We start from the raw sequence: 16,586 nt of genomic DNA on the forward strand, positions 1-16,586 counted from the left end.
TTTAGTACAGCGTACGGGATCATGTACGAGTCGAGCAACGGTCAGTTCAGGAGCGCTGCGCCTCGGTCTCGAGAGCGCGAGCGAGCACCTCGACCAGGAGCTCCATGCCCCAGTCGAACTGTGCCTCGGTCGGCAGCATCACCAGCTGCGGAGCCAGCTCCACCACCAGGGGGAACTCGGTGGCCGGGAGCCCGGCCCAGTAGTGCTGCTGCTGGCGGCGCAGCTCCGCGCCGTCCTCGCCGCCGGCCGCGCCCCACTGGCGCGGCGCCTGGTAGGCGGCGAATCCCAGGGCGAACTGGATGAGCAGGCCGTAGCAGCGCACGGCGGTCTCGGCGGGGATCCCGGCGTTCACCAGGCGCTGGAGCACGTCCTCCATCGCCGCCTTGAGTGAGGCGTGGGACCGCGTGACCCGCGAGGAGAGGAGCCAGGAGACGCTCGGATGCTCGGTCATCAGCTTGACGAACGCCTGCGCCACGGCGCGCAGCGCCTCCTCGGGCGTCTCCTCCTCCACCGGCGGCAGCTCGATCCCGCTCATCACGTGGTCGGCCATCGCGTCCAGGATCTCGTCCTTGCTGCGGAAGTAGCCGTAGAGGGTCATCGTGCCGGTGCCGAGCTTGGTGGCCAGGCTCCGCACCGTGACGGCGTCGAGGCCGGCGCTCGAGTCGGAGACCTCGAGCGCCGCGGCGACGATCGCCTCCCGGCTGATCTTGCCGCGGCTTCCGCTGCGCCTCTCCTTGGGGCTCACCGTGGGCCGCCGTCCGGCGCTGTCTCGGTCACGTTTCCCATGTCTCCTCTGGTGCGGCAGGGGCTACCCGCTGATGTCGTCGTACACAGTACGACAACTGCCGCCGTCGCGGGCGCGACCGCCATCCCTACAGGTGTGCGCCCCAGTGCAGCTGCCTGGTCTCGATCCGCACGTAGAGCCAGTTGATCAGGTTGCCGAGGACACCGAGGATGACCAGGGCCGAGAACATGCCGGCGATGTCGAACAGCGACTGGGCCTGGGTCAGGTAGAACCCGATGCCGTTCTTGCCGCCCACGAGCTCCGAGACGACCATCATGATCAGGGCGATCGGCAGGCCGACCCGCAGCCCGGCCGAGATCATCGGGACCGCCGACGGGAGGATCACCCGGCGGATCACCTCGATCCGGCTGAGGCCGAAAATCTCGGCGACGTCGATCCGCTCCTGCCGGCAGCTGCGTGCTCCGGACGCCGTGTTGACCAGGACGGGGAACAGCACGCCGAAGGCGATGATCGAGATCCGCATGCCGTCGCCGAGCCCGAAGAGCAGGATCGCGACCGGCATCACGGCCACGGCCGGCAGCGCCCGCAGGAACTCCAGCGTCGGACCGGTGTACTGGGCGACCCGGCGGGAGGACCCGATCGCCAGACCTACGACGATGCCCAGCGCGCTGCCGGCGACATAGCCGAGGGCGAACCGTCTCAGGCTGGGGAGCAGGTCCTGGGTGGTGTGCTCCCACATCCAGTCGTCGCGCAGCGCCTTGGCCACCTCGCTGGCCGGCGGGAGGTAGATGCTGGTCGTGTGGCGCCCGGCGTACTCCCAGACGACGAGCACGAGCAGGGGCGCCACCCAGGGCAGCAGGCGAGTAGTGAGTGCCGACCGCATCACCGGTCACCGCCCTCTCGGATGTCGGAGTTCCAGAAGATGACCCGCCGCTCCAGGCCCGCGACCGCCAGGGCGACGACATAGCCGATCACGCCGACCACGAAGATGCCGGCGTACATGTCCTCGGTGCGGATGGCGACCTGCATCCGCACGATGTAGTAGCCGAGTCCGCCGCTGCGGGTGAGGATCTCGACGGTGATGACGAGGATCAGGGCGATCGCGGAGCTGATCCGGATGCCCGCCGCGATGTTGACCGCCGCACTCGGGATCTGCACCCGGAAGAAGACCTGGCGCCGGTTGAGGCCGAAGATCCGCGCCGACTCGATCGCCACCGGATTGACGGCGCGCACGCCGTAGTAGGTGTTGAACAGGATCGGCCAGAAGGATGCGAAGACGATCATGGCCACGGTGGTCGTGGTGCCCACGCCCAGGAGCAGGATCGAGAAGGGGATCAGGGCGACGGAGGGCAGCGGCCGGAGGAATTCGATGAGGATCCGGAAGGTGTTGTAGGCCAGGTCGGAGGCGCCCAGTCCGGCGCCCAGCACGACGCCGGCGACGGCCGCGATCGCCAGGCCCTGCAGGTAGGCGCCGAGGGTGATGCCGATGCCGCTCATCAGGTCGCCGCGCTGCAGCTCCGAGATCAGCGCGCCGCCGATCTCCGAGGGCCGTGGGACGTAGACCGAGGTCACGACCGTCGCGGTGAGCAGCTCCAGGAGCAGCACCAGTCCGATCGCGAAGACCAGGCCCCGCAGGTTGACGGCGGAGCGCCACCGTCGCGTCGGTCGTCTGCGGCGGGCGGCGGCCCCCGGTCGGTCGGCACCGGGTGCGTCGACCCGCTCGGCGGTGGTGGCACTCATCGTTCTTTCCCTCCGGCGCTCGGCCAGCTCGTGTCGTTCACGATCGGTGCTGGTGGAGGCCCGCTCGGGCCTCCACCAGCACGCGGATCACTTGACGTCGGCGATGATGTCGTCGGCCTCGATCGGCCGGGGAAGCACCTCGAAGTGCTTCATGATGTCGATGACCGGCTGGATCAGCTCGGGCGTCACGTCGTCACCGAACTGCAGCAGCTGCAGGCCGTCCAGCGTCTCGTCGGCCAGGTCGGTGTACTCCTGGAGGATCTGCTTGCGCTCGGCCTCGTTGGCCGGGTCGTTGGCCCAGGCGTTGGTGTCGCGCAGGGCGTCCTGGAACTTCTTCACCACGTCGGGCTGCTTCTGCGCCAGCGACCCCTGGCCGAACCAGATCGTGTTGTAGAAGTCCTCGCTGTCGTTGACGGCGTCGTACGGCGACGCGATCGCGTGGCCCAGGCCGTCGCCCTCGATCTGGTAGTTGAACGGCGCGGTCACGGTCGCCGCGTCGACCTGGCCGCTCTCGAAGGCCTGGCCGACCTGGGTGAAGTCCAAGGTGACGACGTCCAGCGACTTCGCGTCGACGTCCACGCCCGCGGCCTCGAGCGTGGCCAGGGTCGAGAGGTGCGGCATGGTGTTGAGCGCGTTCACCGCGATCGTCTTGCCCTTGAGGTCGGCGGGCGAGTCGATGTCGCTCCCCTCGGGGACCATGATCCACACGCCGGGGTTGTCGACGGTGTACACCGCGCCACCGGCGACGATGGTGAAGTCGACGCCGGCCGACTTGGCCGACGCGATCGACGTGGGCGAGGTCAGGGCGAACTGGGCGTCGCCGGACTCGACGGCGGCCGCGAGCTCGGGGACGTTGGCGACGATCTTCACCTCGACATCGAGGCCGTGGTCCTCGAAGAAGCCCTCCTTCTCGGCGATGAACGCCTGCGAGCCGGAGTCCGAGCCCACCGTGGCGATGGTGATGCTGGCTGTGCCGTCCTCATTGGTCTTCACCTCGGAGCCGCCCGAGTCTCCTCCGCAGGCACTCAGGACGGTGGAGGCCGCGAAGGCGAGTGCGACCAGTCCGCCCATCGTCTTGTGGTTGCGCATGGTGTGTGACCTGCTTTCCTAATCTCTTCAGGGGACTTCTCAGTGGGTCGTCGGGGAGCCGCCCGCGCCGCGGCGCTGGTCGGTGAGTCCCATGACGTCGTGGATGTGCGCGCGGATCCGCAGGAACTCCGGGTGGCTGCGGGTCTCGATCTGGTTGCGCGGCTTCGGCAGGTCGATGACCAGCTCCTCGGCGACCATGCACGGCGGCTTGCTCAGCACCACGATCCGGTCGGCCAGGTAGATGGCCTCGTCGATGTCGTGGGTGACCATCAGCATGGTGTTGCCGGCGTCCTGCATCCGGTCACGGACGTCGAGCAGGGTGTCCTCGAGGCCCTCCTTCGTCAGGGCGTCGACGGAGGCGAACGGCTCGTCGAGCAGCAGGATCTGCGGCTGGAAGGCCAGCGCGCGCGCGATCGAGACGCGCTGCTGCATGCCACCGGACAGCGCGCCGGGGTGGTAGGACTCGAAGCCGGTCAGCCCCACGTTGTCCAGGGCGCGCGCCACCCGCTCGGCCTTCTCGGCCTTGGAGAGGGACCTGTCCCTGGCGAGGGGGAAGCGGACGTTGCGCTCGACGGTCAGCCACGGGTAGAGCGAGCGGGTGTAGTCCTGGAAGACCAGGGCCATCTCGGGCGGCGGCTTGCTGATGGTCCGTCCGTGCAGGCTCACCGTGCCCGATGTCGGCCTGAGGATGCCGGACATCATCCGCAGCAGGGTCGACTTGCCGCACCCGGACGGGCCGATGATGGCGACGAACTCGCCCTCCCGCACCTGGAACGTGAGGCCGTCGCAGACCAGGGGCCGATCCGGGGCGTACCGCTTGCGGAGCTCACTGACCTCGAGGATCGTGCGCGCGGGAACGCGGTCCTCGACCTGTGTCGGCTCGAGCGAAGTCGTCATCTGTCATTCCCTTCCGGTCGCGTCCGGGTGCCCGGTCGCGGGGTCCGTCATGTGACGGCGAACACGTGCGTACGACGTACGGTACAGTTCCATCCGGCGGAATGGGAGCCCGTTCGGGAAACTTTTCCCAGACGAAACATTTCCGGTGGCCGGCAGCATCCGCCGGGTGCCGGCTGTGTGGCACGGTCCCTTCGGGGGATCGCAGAGGAGGGAAGTTCCGTGGAGCGGAAGCAAGCCCGTGACCAGCCGAACATGCTGGACAAGTGTCTGCGCATCCTCCGCGCCTTCGACGGTGGGGCTCAGCAGTTGCGGCTCTCGGACCTGGCGCGGCGGACCTCCCTGCCGCTGTCGACGGTGCACCGGCTGGCCAACAGCCTGGTCGAGCAACGGTTGCTCGCACAGGACGACGGCGGCTACCAGCTGGGCATCGGGCTGTTCGAGCTCAGCAGCCTGGTCTCGGTGGAGCAGGAGCTGCGGGTCGCTGCCCGTCCCTTCCTCCAGGACCTCTTCATGGCGACGCACGAGACGGTCCACCTCGGCGTCCGCGAGGGGGCCGACGTGGTGTACGTCGAGAAGATCCACGGGCATTCCGATCTCGGCCTGCCCTCGCGGGTGGGGGGCCGGCTGCCGTTGGGCTGCACCGGGATCGGCAAGGCGCTGCTGGCGTTCAGCGGCGAGGAGGTGCGCGCCGAGTACCTGCAGCGACCACTGCGCGCCATCACGAACAAGTCCATCGTCGACCCGGAGCGCCTGGAGCGAGAGCTCGCCGAGGTCCGCGCCACCGGCCTGGCCTTCGAGCGCGAGGAGGCCACCCTCGGTCGCGAGTGCGTGGCGGCGCCGGTGCTGGTGCAGGGAGTCGCCGTGGCGGCGATGTCGATCTCCGTGCCGGTCTCCGCCTACCGGATGCCGCAGCTCGCGGCGGCGGTCAAGACCTCGGCCCTCGGTCTGGCCCGGCACCTGCGCACCGCTCGCGAACGTCGCCAGCCGCCCGGCGAGGAGATGTTCGGCTGAGCCACCCCGCGTCGGCGAGCTCCGGCGGCTGGAAGCTCCTCACCTCCGGCGCCGGGCCGGACCACGCCTCGACCTCGACCAGCGTGGTGCCCGACGCCGGGCCCTGGGCCAGCGCCGAGGTGCGCCGGTCAGCGGTGAGCACGTTGGGGTTGCCGTGCCGGTCCAGGCCGCCCGGCGCGACCGGGTCGTACCACGCCCCGGTGGCCATCACGACGACGCCGCTCATCACCTCCGGCGTGACCCGCGCCCCGGCCAGGCACGCGCCGCGGTCGTTGAAGACGCGCACGACGTCGCCCTCGGCGATGCCGCGCCGACGCGCGTCGTCGGGATGGAGGGAGACCGGCTCCCGGCCGGCCACCTTGCTCTCGCGACTGACGACGCCGTGGTCGAGCTGGCTGTGCAGCCGCGTCGCCGGCTGGTTCGACACCAGCTGCAGTGGGTGGCGCGCTGCACCTTCGCCGCCGAGCCACTCGGCAGGCTCCAGCCAGGCCGGGTGGCCCGGGCAGTCGGCGTACCCGAAGCCGGCGACGGTCTCGCTGAACAGCTCGACCCGGCCGCTGGGAGTCGGCAGCGGGTGGGCGACCGGATCGCGGCGCAGCAGCTCCAGCGCCCCGCTCGGCCGGAGGGCGGCCGGATCGTCGGCCAGCACGGCCTCCCCGGCGCGCCAGAACGCCGCGAAGTCGGGCAGCGTGGTGCCCGCCGCCGCCAGGCGGATGCGGGTCTCCTCGTAGAGGTGGCGTACCCACTCCTGCGCCGCGCGGCCCTCCGCGAAGGAGTCCGCGAAGCCCAGGCGCTCCGCCAGCAGCGTGAAGATCTCGTAGTCGTCGCGTACGCCGGCGGGCGGGTCGACCGCGCGGTGCATCGCCGAGAGCGCCGACTCGAAGCGGCCGTGGGCGAAGTCGTCGCGCTCCAGCATCACGGTCGTGGGCAGCACGATGTCGGCATGCCGTGCCGACGCCGTCCAGAACGGCTCGTGCACGACGACCGTCTCCGGCACCTGCCAGGCCGCCGTGAGCCGGTTGAGGTCCTGGTGGTGATGGAACGGGTTGCCTCCGCACCAGTACACGAGCCGGATGTCGGGGAAGACGACCCGGTCGCCGTCGAAGTCGATCTCGGCGCCCGGGGACAGCAGCAGGTCGGCGATGCGGGCGACCGGGATGGCGGGCAGTCTGGGCGCAGCGTCGGCTCGCTGGGGGAGCGCCGCGACCGGATGCCGGAGCCCGGCGATCCCGGTGCTGTGGTGGGTCCCGAATCCGAGGCCCGCGCCACGGCCGGTACGGCCCAGGTGTCCCGACACCGCCGCCAGCGCGATCACCGCCCAGCAGGGCTGCTCGCCGTGCTGGGCACGCTGCATCGACCAGCTCATGGTGATCAGGGTCCGTCGCGCGGCGATCTCCTCGGCCAGCCGGACGATGGTCTCCGCCGGGATCGCGCAGACCTCCGCGGCCCAGGCCGGGTCCTTGCGGATGCCGTCCTGCCGGCCGTCGAGATAGGCGTGGAAGCGGTCGAAGCCGGTGCAGCACTCGGTCAGGAACCGGAGGTCGTGGCGCCCGGTGTCGATGATGTGCTCGCACACGGCCAGCATCAGCGCGACGTCGGTGTGGGGCCGCGGTGCGATCCACTCGTCGGCGTCGGGGAGGTCGTCGCGGCACGGTCCGACGTTGACGAAGCGGACGCCGGCGGCCCGGCAGTGCGCTCGTCCCTCCGCTGCCCGGTGCCGGTGGACACCGCCCGGGCTGACCTGGCTGTTCTTCGGCGCCAGGCCGCCGAACGCCACGACGAGCTCGGCGTGCTCGGCGACCTGCTCCCACGAGGGCAGCTCGAGCATCAGCTGCTCGGCGCTGATCCCGACCACGTGCGGCACCGTGCGTTGCATGGCGTGGTAGCTGTAGGTCCCGGTGGACCCGGTGTAGCCGCCGGCCAGGTTGAGGAAGCGGTGGACCTGGCTCTGTGCGTGGTGGAACCGGCCCGCGCTGGCCCAGCCGTACGACCCGCCGTAGACGGAGGCGGGGCCGTGCTCGGCGTACACCCGGCGCAGCTCGTCCGCGACCAGGTCCAGGGAGTCCTCCCAGGCGATGGGCGTGAAGGTGTCGTCGCCCCGGGTGTTGTCTCGGTGTCGTGGGCCGTGCCGCAGATAGCCGGTGCGCACCATCGGCTGCAGGATCCGGGCCGCGGCGGTCCGCCCGTCGGTGAGCGAGCGCCCGATCGGCGAGGGCTCGCGGTCGTCCGGAGCGGGGTCGAGTCCGGCGACCTCCCCGTCGCTGACCCGGACCCGATAGCGCCCCCAGTGGGTCGTCGTCGGGGCTCCGGCCGGGGGCTGGGCGCCGGTCGCGTCGGGCATGGGCACTCCTCTGTCGGGCGGTTCTGCTTTCATAGTGTCCGGTACAACGTACGGAAATGCGAGATAAAGTCAGCTGTCGCGATGTCCGGTCGCGGTGAGGAGGGTGGCATGCAACGCTTGAAGATCAACGGCGAGCAGGTCGCGGTCGACGTGCAGGGCGCCGAGTCCCTCGCGGCGGTGCTGCGCGAGCGCGTCGGGCTGACCGGGACCAAGATCGCCTGCGAGCGGGGCGAGTGCGGTGCCTGCACCGTGCTGGTCGACGGCCGGGCGACCATGTCCTGCATCCAGCCCGCGGCGCTGGTCGACGGCGAGGTCGAGACGATCGAGGGGCTCGCCGAGGAGATCCGCGACCTGCGGGAGGAGTTCGCCGACCGCGGAGCCTTCCAGTGCGGCTTCTGCACTCCCGGCCAGCTCGTCCGGGCGACGGCGCTGCTGCGCGAGGAGGCGGGGCGGGCCGGCCTCGATCCGGAGGTGGTCCGGCACCAGATGTCCGGCAACATCTGCCGGTGCACCGGCTACCAGGCCATCGTCGCCGCCGTGGTCGAGGTCGCCGAGCGCCGGGCGGGAGTGGGCGTGTGAGCTACGTCGGCACCGCCCAGCGCCCGCACGACTGGGCGGCGCGCACCGACGGCAGCACCCTCTTCGCCGCCGACCTCCGCCTGCCCGCACTGCACGCGGCGGTGCTCCGTTCTCCCCATCCCTATGCGGACATCGTGGCCCTCGACACCTCGCGCGCGGAGCGGATGCCCGGAGTGCTCGCGGTGATCACGGCGGCCGACTTCGCTCCGGACGCGGTCTACATCCACCGCGGCGCACCCCTGTCCGACCGGCCGCCGCTGGCGCGGGGCACGGTCCGGCATGTCGGTCAGGAGGTCGCCGCCGTCGCGGCCGAGACCGCTGTGCAGGCGGTGGCGGCACTGGCGGCGATCCGGGTCAGGTACCGCCCGCGCAAGGCGCCGTTGACCCTCGCCGAGGCGACGGCCCCCGGCGCGCGGCGGCTGCACGAGCGGACCACCGGCGAGCCCAACGTCTCGGTCCTGTTCCAGACCGAGTGGGGTGACGCGACGACCGGCCGGGCGCATGCCCACGCCGCCGTCGAGGGTCGTTTCGTCTACCCCAGCGTCTCGCACGCCTGCATGGAGACCAACACGACGCTGGCCCGGTGGAACCAGGCGGACGGCACCGTGGAGCTGTGGACCTCGACCCAGGCTCCGTGGTTCATCGGCAAGGAGGTCTCCCAGCTGCTCGGTCTCGATCACGACCAGGTGATCTTCCGTGAAGTCGCCACGGGCGGCGGGTTCGGCTCGAAGTCCAAGGCATCGGAGCACGAGGTGCTCGCTGCGGCGCTCTCCCGCAAGGCGAACCGCCCCGTGCTGCTGAGTCTGACGCGTGAGGAGGAGCTCGGGGCCAACAAGCCGCGGCACCGCTTCGAGACCTGGTTGCGCACCTCCGCCGACGAGGACGGCCTGGTCCGGCTGTACGAGAGCGACATCCGCGTCGACAACGGCTCCTACAACCACATGGGACCCTCCGTGATGAGGGTCGGTGCGATCACCCTGGGCTCGATGTACCGCCCGGACGGTGCGGTCCTGGAGGCCCGGCTGATCGACACCGCCACCCAGCCGGGCGGGCAGTTCCGCGGGTACGGCACACCGCAGGTCTCCCTCGCGGCCGAGTCGCAGATGGACGAGCTGGCCGACCGCCTCGGGCTGGACCCGCTCGAGATGCGCCTGCGCAACGTCAACCGCGAGTACACGACCACGCTGTGCGGCTACGACGTCACGACGGCTCGTCTCGCCGACTGTCTCGACGCGGTGCGCACCGAGCTGGACTGGGACCGCCGTCGCGCCGACCCTCGTCCCGACCGCGGGGTCGGCGTCGCCGCCGGCAGCCACGGCAGCGGCGCCTATGCCTACGAGCTGGCCAACCGCAGCGACGCTGCGATCGACGTCTTCGACGACGGCCGGGTCCGGGTCCGGTACGGCGGGTCCGATGCGGGGACCGGGCAGAGCACCATCCTGGCGCAGATCGCCGCCGACGAGCTCGGGGTCGACCTCGCCGACGTCGAGGTGCTGTCGATGGACAGCGAGCAGACCCCCTTCGAGCTCGGCGCCTGGTCCTCGCGCGGCACCCACATGACCGGCTCCTCCGTCGGCAAGGCGGCCGGCGAGCTGGCCGGGCGGCTGCGGGACCTGGCGCGGGCGAAGCTCGGCGCGCAGGACGTCGTGCTCCGCGACGGCCGGGCCGTCGCGGAGCACGACTCCGTGTCGCTCGGAGACCTGGTCCGGCTCAGCGACGACGCCGTGGACGGCGTGCTCTCCCACGAGACGGTCTACCTGCTCGAGGGAACCGAGCCCCTCGCGCCCGGGAGGTCGACGGCCAATCTCTCGCCCACCTACGCCTATGCCGCGCACGGCGCCTACGTCGAGGTGGACCGGCGTACCGGCGCCGTCGAGCTCCTCGACTACGTGGCGGCCCACGACGTCGGCCGGGCGATCAACCCGACCGCGGTCGAAGGACAGATCGCGGGCGGTGCGGTGATGGGGATCGGCGCGGCACTCGGCGAGGAGCTGGTCCGCGAGGGCGGGCGGATCATCAACACCAGCTACCTGCACTACGCGATGCCCCGCTCCGCCGACGTGCCGTCGGTGCGCCCGGTCATCGTCAACGCGCACGACCCGGCGGGACCCTACGGTGCCAAGAGCGTGGGAGAGATGTCGATCATCCCGCCCGGCGCCGCGCTGGCCAATGCCGTGCAGGACGCGGTGGGCGTGCGCATCCGCGAGCTGCCCCTCACCCCGACAAGGTGATCACCGCGCTCGCGGAGAAGGAGGGCCGGCGGCGCCACCACCGGATCTGGCGGCGGCCCGGCCGCTGGTGGATCGCGTTGATGCGCGCGCTCTACCCGCTGGGCCTGCACCATGTCCTCCACCGCTGGGGCACCCGGTTCGGTCGCGGCGTCGGCACCGGCGTCGCCGACCCGGACGGGGTCACCTCGCTGAGTGCGCCCGGCGACCTGGACGCCGTCGTGCGCGAGGCGGCGGCCGGCGCGCAGGTGATCGGCGGCGGCAGCGACGCCCTGGTCGAGCGACGCCGGGAGGCCGCTCCCGCCACCGTCCTGGTGTCGACGCGCAGTGTGCTCGCCCTGCGCGCAGTCCGGTGGGCGGAGGACGGCGCGCTCCACTGCGGCGCCGCGGTGACCCTCGCCGAGCTCGCCGAGGCCACCCGTGAGACGGTGCCGGTGATCGCGGACGCGATCGACTCGATCGCCTCCGCGCAGATCCGCAACGTGGCCACCGTGGCCGGGAACCTGGTCCAGGAGAAGAGGTGCTGGTTCTTCCGCAACGGCTTCTCCTGCTACAAGCGCAACGGCGTCACGAGTCCCTGCTACGCCGTCATGGGCGACCATCGCTTCCAGCATGCGGTGATCGACGGGCACCGCTGCCAGGCCGTCACGCCGTCCGACCTGGCCACGGTGCTGACCGCGCTGGACGCCCGCGTCGAGCTGGCCGCCGCGAGCGATCGTCGGACGCTGACGATCGAGGAGTTCTTCGTCGGACCGGGAGAGACCGCGCTGCGTCCGGGCGAGGTCGTCGTCGAGATCGTCGTCCCGGCCGCGGCCGTGCGTCGGCGCAGCGCCTTCCGCAAGCTCAACCTGTACACCGGCGACTTCGCCACCGCCTCGGCGGCGATCTCGGGCGAGATCGACGCATCCGGCACCTGGGTCGAGGCCCGGCTCGTCCTCGGCGCGGTGGCTCCGGTGCCGTGGCGGGCCGCGGAGGCCGAGCACTGGCTGCGGGGCCGGACCGCGCCGACCGCCGCGCAGCTGCGCGCCGTGCTGGACCGTGAGCTGGACCGCGAGGCGCACCCGCTGCCCGGCAACGGCTGGAAGCTGGACGCGGTCGCGGGTCTCGCGGAGCACGTGCTGGAGTCGGTGACCGCGACGCGTGCGGACGTCGACCGCGCAGCGACGCGATGAGCGAGCCGCTGTGGGCCGAGATCGTCCCGGCCAGGTCCCACCTCCCGGCGTTCGTCCTCGAGGCGGGTGATGTGCTGCGGGTCGAGGACCTGGCCGGGCAGCAGGCCGCCGACGTCGTGCTCGCGCCCCTCGACGACCCGCGGGACTGGCTGTCGTGCATCTACACCCAGCTGCTGAACCGGACCACCCGGATCACCGCCGGCCACGTCCTGTACTCCAAGCGGGCCCGGCCGCTGGCCGCGGTGGTGGCCGACACCGCGGGCGTCCACTGGTTCGGCGGCGGCTGTTGCAGCGCCGAGACCAACGCCTTCCGGTACGGCGCCGCGCCGGGCGGCAGCTGCCGCGAGAACCTGGTCCTCAGCCTGGCCGGCCGCATCGCCGGGGCGATGGACCTCGAGCTGGACGCGTGTGCGTCCCTGTTCATGAACATCGCCGTGGCCGGCGACGGCGGGATGGAGATCGTGGCGCCGACGAGCGGTCCGGGCGACCACGTCGACCTGCGGGCCGAGCGCGACCTGCTGGTCGCGGTGTCGGCCTGTCCGCAGGAGCGCAACCCGTGCAACGGCTTCGAACCTTCTGCCGTCGGACTGTCGACGTGGCGCTATTAGTACCGTACGATGTACGGGACAAATGAAGGAGTGGTGCCATGAGCCGGATCGTGCTGGGCGTGGGGGCATCCCACAGCACGCTGATGAACACGCACTGGGACGAGGTCGACCACCTGCCGGCGGCCCACGAGTTCCGCGACGGCCTGGGCCGGGCGGCCGACGCCATCGCGGCCGCGCGGCCGGACGCCGTCGTGGTCATCGGCAGCAACCACTTCCGGGGGCTCTTCCTGGACCTGATGCCGTCGATCACGGTCGGCGTCTCCGAGGTGATCGGCGCCGGTGAGGCGAACACCCCGGCCGGACCGCTCCCGGTCGACCGGGACCTGGCCAAGCACATCGTCGACACCCTGGTCGACAGCTCGTTCGACCCCGCGTTCTCGCTGCGGCTCACGGTGGACCACGGCATCACGCACGGTCTGCAGCATCTCGTGCCCGCGCTCGACGTGCCGATCGTGCCGATCGTGCTCAACATGTTCGCGCCGCCGCTGATCCCCCTGGCGCGAGCCGAGGCCATCGGCCGAACGCTGCGTGCCGCCCTGGAGTCCGACGGCCGGGACCAGCGGATCGTCGTCATCGCCTCCGGCGGCCTCTCGCACCGGCTGCCCTGGCCCGACTGGTCGCAGACCCTGTCCGACGACGACCGCTTCCTGGTCGAGGCCTGGCTCAACGGTCGCGAGCAGTGGAAGGAGTTCGAGGTCCGGCGCCGTCAGATCATCCGCGCCGCTCCGGCCCAGATCAATCCCGCGTTCGACGCGGACTTCCTCGAGCAGCTCGCCGCCGGCGACCTGTCGCGCACGATCGCGAAGACGAGCGACGAGATCGAGAAGGAGGCCGGCAACGGCGCCCAGGAGGTGCGCTCCTGGATCGCGATGACGGCTGCCGTCGGCGCCGGCCGCGGCACGACCCTGGCCTACGCCCCGGTGGACGAATGGCTGACCGGAATGGCAGTGGCTCTGTTCGAGCCGCTCGACGAAGGAGACCGAGCATGACCCTGTGGACCCAGCTGAGCACGACCGACTACCGCCACGGCTTCATCGACGCCGGCGGGCTCCGCACCCGCTACGTGCGGGCCGGCGCCGGCGACCCGATCATCATGCTGCACGGGACGAGCGGCCACCTGGAGGCCTTCGTCCGCAACCTCACGGTGCTCTCCGACGAGTTCGACTGCCATGCCGTGGACATGGTCGGCCACGGCTACACCGAGGGGCCCGACGCCGACTACCGGATCCCGCGCTACGTCGAGCACGTGCTCGCCTACCTGGACGCCCAGGGCATCGCGAAGGCGCACTTCATCGGCGAGTCGCTGGGCGGCTGGGTGGCCGGCCGGCTCGCCGCCGACCATCCCGACCGGGTCGGCAGCCTGATCCTGGTCGCCCCCGGCGGCACGGTCGCGAACCCTCCCGTCATGGAGCGCATCCGCACGAGCACCCGGGCCGCGGTCGAGAGCGACGACATCGCGCTCACCCGCCAGCGGCTCGAGCTCCTCATGTACGACGCCGCGAACGTCTCCGACGAGCTCGTCGACGTCCGGCACGCGATCTACCACCGCCCCGAGTTCGTCGCCCGCATCGACCGCCTGCTGTGCCTGCAGACCATGGAGAACCGGGTCGAGGACCTGCTCTCGCCCGAGCAGATGGCTCGGATCGCGGCGCCCACGCGCATCGTGTGGGGCGCCGAGAACCCGTTCGGCGACGTCCCCGAGGCACAGCGCATGCATGCGTCCATCCCCGGCTCGGAGCTGGAGATCTACGGCGAGTGCGGCCACTGGCCCCAGCACGAGCACGCGGACCGCTTCAACAAGGAGGCCCGCGAGTTCCTCGGCCGCAGCGGCGCGCTCGCATGAGCCTGCCGATCGGCATCCGGCTGCCTCCGTGCACCCGCGCCGACGAGGTGGCGCAGCTCGCCCGACGAGCCGAGGACCTCGGCTTCGCCCAGGTGTTCCTGCCCGACTCCCAGGTCCTGTGGCGCGACGCCTTCCTCACCGCCTACGCCGTGGCGCTGGCGACGGACTCGATCCGGATCGGCACGGCGGTCAGCAATGTCGTCACCCGGCACCCCAGTGTCGTCGCCGGCCTGACCCGCACCATCGGCGAGATCGCCGTCGGCCGGTTCGACCTGGGCCTGGGGGTCGGCAACAGCTCGGTCGAGCCGGTCGGGCTCCGACCGAGCCGCCAGGACGACCTCCGTGCCGGGGTGGGCGTGATCCGTGCCAGCCTGGCCGGCGAGACCGTCGACTACGGACCGGTCAGCTCCCGGATGCGGGACCCGCATCCGGGAGTGCCGGTCCTGCTGGCCGCGAGCGGTCCGCGCAACCTCCGGCTCGCCGGCGAGATCGCCGATGGCGCGATCCTGCTGAGCGGCGTCTCCGCGGAGGCCGTCGCTCGCTCCCGCGGTCTCGTCGAGGCCGGTGCGCGCGAGGCGGGCAAGGCGCCCGAGGACGTCCGGATCATCGTCTCCGCCCATGCCCGGGTCAGCGACGACATCGAGCGGGACGCGCGGGTCCTCAAGCCGATCTGCGCGGGGATCGCCCAGCACGGCGGCCAGGCCGCGCTGCGCGCCGCCGGCATCGAGATCGAGGTGCCCGTCCACGTGCCGGAGGTCTATCCCGACCTCGTGCACGCCGAGGACTGGGACCTCGCGGTCGACGTCTGCGGCCGGTGGGTCAGCGATGCGGACGCGGTGCGCTTCGCCCAGGAGTTCTGCCTGTTCGGCACTCCGGCCGAGATCGCCGCCAAGCTCGACCTGGTCGAGCGGGCCGGCGCGACCTCGGTGTTCCTCCAGCACGTCGGCTCCTACGACCTGCCGCGCGACCTCGTCGAGGAGGTCGGCGCGGAGGTGCTCGGGGTGCCTGCCCGCTGATGGCCGGGGCCACGCTCGCGACCCTCGTCCGCCGCGGTACGGCGGCCGCCGCCCTGGCGCGCGCGGGCGAGAAGGGCGTGGCGCGAGCGGCCGGGCTGCTGAGCATCGACACCCTGGCCTGCCTGGTGGTCGGCGCCGGGCACCCGACGCTGGGCCGGCTGCTGGACTCCCAGGACCCGGCGCCGGTCGACGGCGGATGGACGCCGCTGGCGGCGCCGGACGTCGGCCGGGCCCGGACGGACGCGCTCGTCGTCGATGTGACCGCCGCCCACATCGACGAGCTGGACGCCGTGCACCCGGCGTCGGGCACGGTGCCCGGTGCCGTGGTGGTGCCGCTCGCCGTGCACCTCGGTGCCCGGACGGACACCTCGGGCCCGGAGCTGCTGGCCGCGGTCGCCGCAGGCTACGAGGTCACCGCCGTCGCGGCCGAGCTGCTGGGCGGGCCGCGGCTGTACCGGTCCTCCTGGTGGCCGGGGTCCGTGGCGGGGCGGCTGGGCGCCGCGATGACGGCGTCGTGCCTGCTCGGGCTCGACGAGGAGCGGACCCGGTGGGCGCTGGCCCTCGCGTCCGCGTCGGTGGGAGGCCTGCTCAGCGAGGACGTCTTCGCCGACGGGCACTACGTGCTCCTCGGCGATGCCGCGGCGGCGGGCCTGCGGGCGGCCCTGCGCGCCGCGGCCGGGCTGCGCGCCTCGCCGACGCTCCTCGACGGCCCCGCCCGCCGGGCCTTCGCCGTACCGGCGGACGGATCCGTCGACGGCGGGCCTCGCATCGTCGAGGGGATGCACAAGGAGTTCCCGTGCTCGACCCCGCTGCAGGCCGTGATCCGCGGTCTGGAGTGCCTCGCGGGACGGGCCGGCCGCGCGGCGATCGGCACGGCGAGCGCCGTCGAGGTGACGCTGCCCGCTGCGATGACGGCCTACATCTCGACCGACCGCGTCGTGGACGGCCCACCCGAGGCGGCCGCGAGCCTGGCCTACTCGGTGGGCGCGGTTGCCGAGGGACGGGAGCGGGACGTCCGGTACTTCCGGACCGCCGACCCCGCGACCGCCTTCGGGGGTGAGCTCATGCTGGTGCCGGTCCCCGCAGCCGACGCGGTCGAGCTCACCGTGACCTCGGCGCGGGGCGATGTCGTGCGGCATCGCGAGCCGCTGCGGCTCGAGCTCGATCCGGCGGAGGTCGTCACGCGCAAGCTCGGCGTGCTGTTCGACGGCGACCCGCGCTGGACGGCGCTCCCGGGTGAGACGGCCGGCGGCCTCGCGCCGCGCGAACTGACCCGGCTCCTCGCCGAGCGTCGCTGAGCTCGGCCCATTGAGGGCG

Annotated in this window: 15 protein-coding genes; 9 read left to right on the top strand and 6 right to left on the bottom strand. The window is 72.1% G+C overall.

Annotation, left to right across the window (positions count from 1 at the left end; translation table 11 throughout):
• Nucleotides 1–46: 46 nt before the first annotated feature.
• The 5 genes from FIV44_RS22135 to FIV44_RS22155 form a co-directional block, all read right to left on the bottom strand.
• Nucleotides 47–745 carry a TetR/AcrR family transcriptional regulator gene (locus FIV44_RS22135; RefSeq protein ID WP_141006326.1) on the bottom strand — a complete coding sequence of 233 codons (699 nt, stop codon included), beginning with the start codon at nt 743–745 and terminating at the stop codon, nt 47–49.
• A gap of 127 nt (nt 746–872) precedes the next feature.
• Nucleotides 873–1,628: an ABC transporter permease gene (locus FIV44_RS22140; protein ID WP_141006327.1), complete on the bottom strand. Its 756-nt coding sequence runs from the start codon at nt 1,626–1,628 to the stop codon at nt 873–875.
• Complete coding sequence (locus FIV44_RS22145; protein ID WP_141006328.1) at nt 1,628–2,485, bottom strand: ABC transporter permease; 858 nt, start codon at nt 2,483–2,485, stop codon at nt 1,628–1,630. The genes FIV44_RS22140 and FIV44_RS22145 overlap by 1 nt, the downstream gene beginning before the upstream one ends.
• A gap of 87 nt (nt 2,486–2,572) precedes the next feature.
• Nucleotides 2,573–3,574 (bottom strand): ABC transporter substrate-binding protein, encoded by a 1,002-nt coding sequence (locus tag FIV44_RS22150; protein ID WP_141006329.1) that lies wholly within the window; start codon nt 3,572–3,574, stop codon nt 2,573–2,575.
• Nucleotides 3,575–3,613: 39 nt separating this feature from the next.
• Nucleotides 3,614–4,471 carry an ABC transporter ATP-binding protein gene (locus FIV44_RS22155; RefSeq protein WP_141006330.1) on the bottom strand — a complete coding sequence of 286 codons (858 nt, stop codon included), beginning with the start codon at nt 4,469–4,471 and terminating at the stop codon, nt 3,614–3,616.
• 252 nt (nt 4,472–4,723) lie between these two features.
• On the opposite strand from FIV44_RS22155, the gene FIV44_RS22160 reads away from it, so the two are divergent.
• Nucleotides 4,724–5,482, top strand: a complete 759-nt coding sequence (locus tag FIV44_RS22160; RefSeq protein WP_141006331.1) for an IclR family transcriptional regulator — start codon at nt 4,724–4,726, stop codon at nt 5,480–5,482.
• Here the strand turns inward: FIV44_RS22160 and FIV44_RS22165 are convergent.
• Nucleotides 5,397–7,823 (bottom strand): molybdopterin-dependent oxidoreductase, encoded by a 2,427-nt coding sequence (locus tag FIV44_RS22165; RefSeq protein ID WP_141006332.1) that lies wholly within the window; start codon nt 7,821–7,823, stop codon nt 5,397–5,399. The two genes, FIV44_RS22160 and FIV44_RS22165, sit on opposite strands and share 86 nt — an antisense overlap.
• Before the next feature lie 108 nt (nt 7,824–7,931).
• Here FIV44_RS22165 and FIV44_RS22170 point away from each other — a divergent pair, with 108 nt between their 5' ends.
• From FIV44_RS22170 to FIV44_RS22205, 8 genes are read left to right on the top strand one after another with little or no spacing between them, the layout of a single operon-like run.
• Complete coding sequence (locus FIV44_RS22170; RefSeq protein ID WP_141006333.1) at nt 7,932–8,402, top strand: (2Fe-2S)-binding protein; 471 nt, start codon at nt 7,932–7,934, stop codon at nt 8,400–8,402.
• Nucleotides 8,399–10,633, top strand: coding sequence for a xanthine dehydrogenase family protein molybdopterin-binding subunit (locus tag FIV44_RS22175; protein ID WP_181410760.1), 2,235 nt, complete (start codon nt 8,399–8,401; stop codon nt 10,631–10,633). The genes FIV44_RS22170 and FIV44_RS22175 overlap by 4 nt, the downstream gene beginning before the upstream one ends.
• Nucleotides 10,630–11,802: an FAD binding domain-containing protein gene (locus FIV44_RS22180; protein ID WP_141006335.1), complete on the top strand. Its 1,173-nt coding sequence runs from the start codon at nt 10,630–10,632 to the stop codon at nt 11,800–11,802. Before FIV44_RS22175 ends, FIV44_RS22180 begins: the two co-directional genes overlap by 4 nt.
• Nucleotides 11,799–12,410 (top strand): DUF1989 domain-containing protein, encoded by a 612-nt coding sequence (locus FIV44_RS22185; protein ID WP_141006336.1) that lies wholly within the window; start codon nt 11,799–11,801, stop codon nt 12,408–12,410. Before FIV44_RS22180 ends, FIV44_RS22185 begins: the two co-directional genes overlap by 4 nt.
• A gap of 38 nt (nt 12,411–12,448) precedes the next feature.
• Complete coding sequence (locus tag FIV44_RS22190; RefSeq protein ID WP_141006337.1) at nt 12,449–13,399, top strand: DODA-type extradiol aromatic ring-opening family dioxygenase; 951 nt, start codon at nt 12,449–12,451, stop codon at nt 13,397–13,399.
• Nucleotides 13,396–14,253, top strand: coding sequence for an alpha/beta fold hydrolase (locus FIV44_RS22195; protein ID WP_141006338.1), 858 nt, complete (start codon nt 13,396–13,398; stop codon nt 14,251–14,253). The genes FIV44_RS22190 and FIV44_RS22195 overlap by 4 nt, the downstream gene beginning before the upstream one ends.
• On the top strand, nt 14,250–15,269 hold the full coding sequence (locus FIV44_RS22200; RefSeq protein ID WP_141006339.1) for an LLM class flavin-dependent oxidoreductase: 1,020 nt from the start codon (nt 14,250–14,252) through the stop codon (nt 15,267–15,269). Before FIV44_RS22195 ends, FIV44_RS22200 begins: the two co-directional genes overlap by 4 nt.
• Nucleotides 15,269–16,567: an MmgE/PrpD family protein gene (locus FIV44_RS22205; protein ID WP_141006340.1), complete on the top strand. Its 1,299-nt coding sequence runs from the start codon at nt 15,269–15,271 to the stop codon at nt 16,565–16,567. The genes FIV44_RS22200 and FIV44_RS22205 overlap by 1 nt, the downstream gene beginning before the upstream one ends.
• Nucleotides 16,568–16,586 lie beyond the last annotated feature (19 nt).

The sequence above is a fragment of the Nocardioides humi genome (genome assembly GCF_006494775.1).
GTDB classification, from domain to species: Bacteria; Actinomycetota; Actinomycetes; order Propionibacteriales; family Nocardioidaceae; genus Nocardioides; species Nocardioides humi.

What these genes read in the sequence shown, in the direction of transcription:
- FIV44_RS22140 (WP_141006327.1), bottom strand. Translation starts at nt 1,628, where the DNA reads ATGCGGTCGGCACTCACTACTCGCCTGCTGCCCTGGGTGGCGCCCCTG.
- FIV44_RS22145 (WP_141006328.1), bottom strand. Translation starts at nt 2,485, where the DNA reads ATGAGTGCCACCACCGCCGAGCGGGTCGACGCACCCGGTGCCGACCGA.
- FIV44_RS22150 (WP_141006329.1), bottom strand. Translation starts at nt 3,574, where the DNA reads ATGCGCAACCACAAGACGATGGGCGGACTGGTCGCACTCGCCTTCGCG.
- FIV44_RS22155 (WP_141006330.1), bottom strand. Translation starts at nt 4,471, where the DNA reads ATGACGACTTCGCTCGAGCCGACACAGGTCGAGGACCGCGTTCCCGCG.
- FIV44_RS22160 (WP_141006331.1), top strand. Translation starts at nt 4,724, where the DNA reads ATGCTGGACAAGTGTCTGCGCATCCTCCGCGCCTTCGACGGTGGGGCT.
- FIV44_RS22165 (WP_141006332.1), bottom strand. Translation starts at nt 7,823, where the DNA reads ATGCCCGACGCGACCGGCGCCCAGCCCCCGGCCGGAGCCCCGACGACG.
- FIV44_RS22170 (WP_141006333.1), top strand. Translation starts at nt 7,932, where the DNA reads ATGCAACGCTTGAAGATCAACGGCGAGCAGGTCGCGGTCGACGTGCAG.
- FIV44_RS22185 (WP_141006336.1), top strand. Translation starts at nt 11,799, where the DNA reads ATGAGCGAGCCGCTGTGGGCCGAGATCGTCCCGGCCAGGTCCCACCTC.
- FIV44_RS22190 (WP_141006337.1), top strand. Translation starts at nt 12,449, where the DNA reads ATGAGCCGGATCGTGCTGGGCGTGGGGGCATCCCACAGCACGCTGATG.
- FIV44_RS22195 (WP_141006338.1), top strand. Translation starts at nt 13,396, where the DNA reads ATGACCCTGTGGACCCAGCTGAGCACGACCGACTACCGCCACGGCTTC.
- FIV44_RS22200 (WP_141006339.1), top strand. Translation starts at nt 14,250, where the DNA reads ATGAGCCTGCCGATCGGCATCCGGCTGCCTCCGTGCACCCGCGCCGAC.
- FIV44_RS22205 (WP_141006340.1), top strand. Translation starts at nt 15,269, where the DNA reads ATGGCCGGGGCCACGCTCGCGACCCTCGTCCGCCGCGGTACGGCGGCC.